The 5,460-nt window shown below is 48.1% G+C and carries 7 protein-coding genes and 1 pseudogene; 1 reads left to right on the top strand and 7 read right to left on the bottom strand.

Annotated elements, in window-relative coordinates; all coding sequences use genetic code 11:
- From ABJQ89_RS03975 to ABJQ89_RS03945, 7 genes and pseudogenes are all read right to left on the bottom strand, one after another.
- Window positions 1-298, bottom strand: a pseudogene (locus ABJQ89_RS03975) (hypothetical protein); the annotation flags it as partial.
- 54 nt (window positions 299-352) lie between these two features.
- Complete coding sequence (locus ABJQ89_RS03970) at window positions 353-1,138, bottom strand: DUF1217 domain-containing protein (protein ID WP_348494970.1); 786 nt, start codon at window positions 1,136-1,138, stop codon at window positions 353-355.
- 17 nt (window positions 1,139-1,155) lie between these two features.
- Window positions 1,156-1,554, bottom strand: a complete 399-nt coding sequence (locus tag ABJQ89_RS03965; RefSeq protein WP_348494969.1) for a flagellar biosynthesis repressor FlbT — start codon at window positions 1,552-1,554, stop codon at window positions 1,156-1,158.
- Window positions 1,555-1,923, bottom strand: coding sequence for a flagellar biosynthesis regulator FlaF (flaF, locus tag ABJQ89_RS03960; RefSeq protein WP_348494968.1), 369 nt, complete (start codon window positions 1,921-1,923; stop codon window positions 1,555-1,557).
- 67 nt (window positions 1,924-1,990) lie between these two features.
- Window positions 1,991-3,202, bottom strand: coding sequence for a flagellin (locus tag ABJQ89_RS03955; RefSeq protein WP_348494967.1), 1,212 nt, complete (start codon window positions 3,200-3,202; stop codon window positions 1,991-1,993).
- A 210-nt stretch (window positions 3,203-3,412) separates the two neighbouring features.
- Entirely contained in the window at window positions 3,413-3,760 is a 348-nt protein-coding gene (locus tag ABJQ89_RS03950) for a hypothetical protein (protein ID WP_348494966.1), read from the bottom strand.
- Window positions 3,760-4,014 (bottom strand): rod-binding protein, encoded by a 255-nt coding sequence (locus ABJQ89_RS03945; RefSeq protein ID WP_348494971.1) that lies wholly within the window; start codon window positions 4,012-4,014, stop codon window positions 3,760-3,762. The genes ABJQ89_RS03950 and ABJQ89_RS03945 overlap by 1 nt, the downstream gene beginning before the upstream one ends.
- A gap of 127 nt (window positions 4,015-4,141) precedes the next feature.
- Between ABJQ89_RS03945 and ABJQ89_RS03940 the strand changes: the two genes are divergently transcribed.
- On the top strand, window positions 4,142-5,460 hold a 1,319-nt coding region (locus ABJQ89_RS03940; RefSeq protein ID WP_348494965.1), incomplete at its 3' end, for a flagellar hook-length control protein FliK.

Genomic DNA, 5,460 nt, shown 5'->3' with positions numbered 1-5,460 from the left:
CTTTATGATTGATAGCCCAAGGCCAAGGCATGATCTCACCCTCACGCGCGCGGCCAGTTTCGACGCGTGTGATTGCCAACATAACGTTGTGTGGAACACCAGTTTCGTGGGCCGCCAGACGTGCTGCATGGTAGCAATCACTAGAGCTTGAAGCACTTAGGTTTATCGCTTGAAAGCAAACAAATAAGGAAATGAAACTAACCAGAGATATTTTATGTCGAATAGCGTGGAATAGCGAAGCAAATCGAGAACCACTTTTGAACTTGAACATCCAGTCTATATGCATTGCGTTGCTCACACTCCTCTTTGTGAGCAAGCCTAGGCCTAAGAACTTTATTTTTGGTAACCATCCTTAGGTCTGAAGCAGTTGCAACGCGATGTTTTGAGACGACAGGCTCTGACCTTGGCTCAACTGTTCCTTGAGCAGAAATAGATCGATCACTTTAGATTTGACTGCATCCTCCGCCAATTCATCTACCTCACCCACGCCAAACGCAGACTCTGATTTCTCTCTGAACACCTCAAGTTGCTTATCGACATCGAGCTGCCCAAAGGACGATGGCAAGCTCAACGCGCTTTCCATCACGGAACGCAACGGTGCATTCCCCATGATCAAATACCATTTCGCGTCATCACTCACATCTAGCTCTGCTATGCGTGAAAGTTCTGTTTCGGCATTAAGAGCAAGTCTTAGGTCTTCGTTCACATTACCAACAGCAAGAGCGAAGGATTGTTCATTGAACAAATCAGCAATTTCTTCTGCTTTGTTAGGCAGCACACCTACAAATTGAGTTACGCCATCGAGCGCAAAATCGCTTGCAAGCCGTTCATAGCGACTGTCAGTCATTCGGTTGGCGAGCGCATCGTCGTCAGTCGCGCCTTCTGATAAAATCCGATTGATGAAGTAGCGATTGTCGATATCGTCCTGCAAACCATAGGCGCCGAGCGCCACTTGAAGCACTTGCCGGTCTTCTACAACAGCGTCTGCGGACGTTAACGAAGAAGCCTTTTCGATAAAGCCGTTTGTTAATCGGTCTTGCGCAGCGCTTGCTGAAAACGTGGCAAGTTGATCAGGCAACGTTCGTTGCAAATTACGCCAAGCGACGAGACCCGTTCCGATGACTATTGGTTGAAACATATCAAATCACCTCGGCATTAAACACGTGCTAGCAACGCACGCTCAAAGGGGAGCAGAATTTTGAGAGACTTCATCGCATTATAAAATTTGCCTTGGACAACCGCTTGACGTGCAGCCGTCAAATGCTCTTGGCAAAGCGGATCGACCAAAATGCGAGCTAGCTCTAGAATCTGACCATCGATCTGCCCAATGACCACTTTTGAGTCCGAACTACCGGCCAAAATTAGCTGGAGCTGAAAACACACCCTACCCAAGGGTGTATTAGCGGCGTCAGGATGGATGGCATCCTTTAGACGGAGGACATTTGCGCTTGGCGTTATGATTGAAAAGCGGGAACGCCGGGCGCCGTTTTCCAGAACGGCACCATTTACCAACACTCGCTCTTTGGGACCAAGTTTCAAGACAAGACCAACCATCTACAAAACCCCTTTCAAGCCACGCAGAACCGCGACATTTGTTTCAATAAGGCTTTCAATGCTTGCACTGCCCTTCAAAACCAAACTTGTTTGATGGCCAACAAACTCCGCTAGATAAAAGAGGCGCGCACGTAAATTCGGTTCCAAAGCGTTGTCAGGATGGGCAACTTGAGTGCCGATTTCGATCCACAATCGCTCATTCTTGTTTAAGGTTTTTGCAAATGCAGGAAAATCCGAGCTACTCTTCTCACTGCTTTGACGCAATTCGCGGGTAACGCCCAGAATAACATCATATTCAAGATCTTTAGCGCTCCGAGTTTGTTCACTCAGCGATTTGTATCCTCGCGTAGCGAAGGTTGCACTGCTCATTTTTCGGCTCCTTAGGCTATTCTAAACGTGGTGAGGGGGCGCCACGAATGGCGCCTCCAAATATTGATTAACGGAATAGCGAAAGAACACTTTGTGGAGCTTGGTTCGCGATGGAAAGCGCCTGAACACCGAGCTGTTGTTGTACTTGAAGCGCTTGAAGTTTCGCAGACGCCTCTTCCATGTCCGCATCAACTAACGAGCCAATTCCAGACTTCAACGAGTCAGTCAGCGTAGACACAAAATTACTTTGGGTCGTAATCCGTCCTTCTACGGAACCAAGGGAAGACGCAGCATCGATTGCTGTATCAATCAAGGTTTCAATTGTTCCCAAAGCAGCTGCAGCACCAGCGTCAGTTGAAACATCGATACTGGACAAGGCGCCAAGCCCGCCTGAACCTGCGTCCACAAACTGGCCAGTGACGGTAAGATCGTCACCAGATTGGTTATCGAAATCAAGTTGCCCCGGACTACCGCTATCATAGTCAACAGTTAAGTCATCAATACCTAGAGCATCGATGGCGTTTTTGAGACCAATTGCAACGATATCTGAAGTAGTTGTAGCTGCGGCATCATCAGCGGTTACCGTATAGGACGCGACTTGTTCACCAATCCGAATCTGAACACGATCCCCTTCTTCGAATGCGGTGCCAGAATCATCGATTACAATATTGTCGGTGCCACCACTGTTGTCCAAAGAGAGTGCTACTGTGTCACCGTTCGCGGAAGGTGTACCCCCAGAAGATCCAAAAATGTCATTGGCAACATATCCACCGGTCCCGAGGTCCTGCCCCGTCACTTCGATAGTTGATGCTGTCACGCCACCGGAAGAGTCCCGATCAAGAGACGCCAGAATGTCAACGTTGCCTGAGTTACCATCAACGAGATTCAAGCCATTAAACTGTGCAGCTGCAACAACAGACTGAATCTGTTCATTGAGCGCTGTAACGTCTTCGTTGATTTTAGCACGATCAACGTTGTCTTCTTGGGCCGCGACAATCTTGCCTTTCATTTCTGTCAGCAAATCCGTCACAGTTTCTGCAGCTTGTCGTGCAACGCCAACTGTAGATTTACCAAGCGCAAGACTGTCAGAGATCGCACTGAAACCCTGAACATCCGATTCCATAACGCGCGAGATCGCCCAAACAGCGGAGTTATCCGCGGAGCTTGAAATCGACTTACCCGTAGAAATTTCGCTTTGTGTTTGCTCCAATCCGGAGTTGATTGATTTCAGGGTCTGCAACGCGACCATCGCGCTGTTATTTGTCAAAATACTAGACATTTAGTTATCCTTTAGGCTTTGGCGCTTTGCACCAATTCTAATTTCCCGCCCCACTGCAGAGACGGCCAAAAGGTCATACTGACGATGCAAGGATGAACTTTGTCACCGCTTGCGCCACTCGGGTCATCGAGCGCAGTAACCTTTTGGCAGAGGGAAGCTAACGAAATCCTAAAGACAAACTTTCAAGCTATTGTATTTTATGTAAAATTTTTAACTTCGTTTAGACAAGCTACGCGCAGAACGCATCGCGATCGAACGCCCGCTGCCGTCCTTCTTATAGGTTTGTAATCCGAGCGAGACATCTTTGATGTCTTTGGCGCGCTTAATCGCCACTCGCATACCTTTAATCGCGCTCTGGGCCAGCCTTTGATTACGCTGCAAAAGGGGCCTCATTTTTTCGAATCTCTTCAAATCGCTCATTGGAAGAGCACTGACTGTCAGTAAAACTTGTGTTTTTTGCGCGACCAATTTTTCAAACAAAGTTATGTTACCAGCCATCAAGGCGTCATGTTCACTCTCGAGCAGGACACTCAGCTCTTTCACTAAATTCCGTTCCATCAACCTGTTCCCTTTTGCATCGCATTTTCAAAGTGTTGCGCAAGCCCCAATCCGCCCGCACGAACCATTTCGCGTGCGTGTGCTTCTCGCAAAAAGGAAGCAAATTGATCCTCACCTGCTCCGCCACCAAAACTCTCCGGCGAGTCGCCCACTCCAGCCGATTTCATCATCTCAGCCAAAAAAACAGCTTCCAATTTTTGGCCGATCGTCAGCTCATTTCTTGGTTTGGCAATGGGCGCATTCACCGACGCCATGAATCCCGTAGCTTGCAACATTTCAATTCACCTCATTTTCCATCGATTTGTTCGAAAATAGAGGAACTCGGTAAACAACTGGTAACTGATCTCTGTTTATGAAGTGGTGTCCAGCATTGGAGCCGAGATGAACGTGTTACCCGTAGCAAGTCCGAAAAATTCAGAGGTGCCGGAGGCTCGAAGCCTCTCCGCAAGTGTTGAAGTGATTTCTCATGATTTCAAAACGCGCCAACGAAGTTTCTCTGAAGAACTCGAAGGGCTTTCAACTTTTCATGACGCCGCTAATCCACAGGAACTTGAGGATGAAATTCTGTTGCGAGAACGAGAAACACAGGCTGATAACGGTGTAGAAACTAAAGAACCAACAACTTCTTCTCCAACAACGGAAACCGATTTTGATCAGCGTCCTGCCCTGGAAGATGTAAACGCAAAACCCAATTTTCAAAGCGTCGGAACCGACTTACGTGATGCAGAGCTTCATCAAACTTTTGATCAGCAAATGGCCAAGACCGTTGCAACTGTACAGATTTCACCATTACAGGCCCAAATGTTGGAGGCCACCTCCAATCGATCGACGCCTACAGATGCAAAATCTAACAGTATCCCCCAAACGCCCTTGTTGGGATTTGCGTCTCCTCAAGCATTCTTTCCAAATGCCATGGAAAAGAAAGTGGCAACGCCACCTCAGGGCGTAGCGATCGTTCAAAGCGATGTTGTGTCTTTGAATACTGATCGGTCCTCTGAAACTGCGCTTGGTTTACCCATAGACCCCAAACAAACAGCTACCGAAACCACGTTCTCAACCGACGGTGTCTCAAATACAGCGGCAGTCGAAACAGAGGATCAAAGAGTTATACGCCAGCGTCCCGAAACGAACCAAATCGCAGAAAAGTTAAATATTTACGGAAGCGCGCTCCTCTCAGATGAGAGCACTCAAACGAACGACAAATTACTTGAGACGCAAACCCTCAGCACTAAGAATATTGAAAACGCTTCGGCGCAGGTGGAGCGTCCCATTCCGTCACCCGAGACCAATACGCCTATCCCTCCCCTTGATGTGACGTCCATTTTTAAGGGTTCCAAAGGAATCGCGACCGCGCAGAGCCAAAATCAAGACATTGGCTCCTTGGAACTTTCGATGCGCGCCATGCCGGATATTCAATCCGCGCATCAACCCCAAACATCCATGCAGTTTTTGTCATCAAACGGCGTAAATTCGGCACCCAAAACGTCGCCTGCGGCCAATTTACAGGCAATCAATAACGCCCTTCTCACACTTCAGGATGACGGGTCACAAATCAATGTTTCTCTATCTCCTGAAGAGTTGGGAAAGCTAACAATCAAATTGGATCAAACCGCGCAAGGAACGATCTTCACGTTCAGTGCTGAGCGCGCTGAGACACAAGAGCTGATACGTCGGCAACTGGAACAGCTGCAGGAACAATT

Origin of the sequence: Planktotalea sp., assembly GCF_039984035.1 — a bacterium.
In the GTDB taxonomy this organism is placed as follows: domain Bacteria; phylum Pseudomonadota; class Alphaproteobacteria; order Rhodobacterales; family Rhodobacteraceae; genus Planktotalea.
Note: the sequence above shows the minus strand (reverse complement) of the source record. Positions and strands in the feature narration are given on the sequence as shown.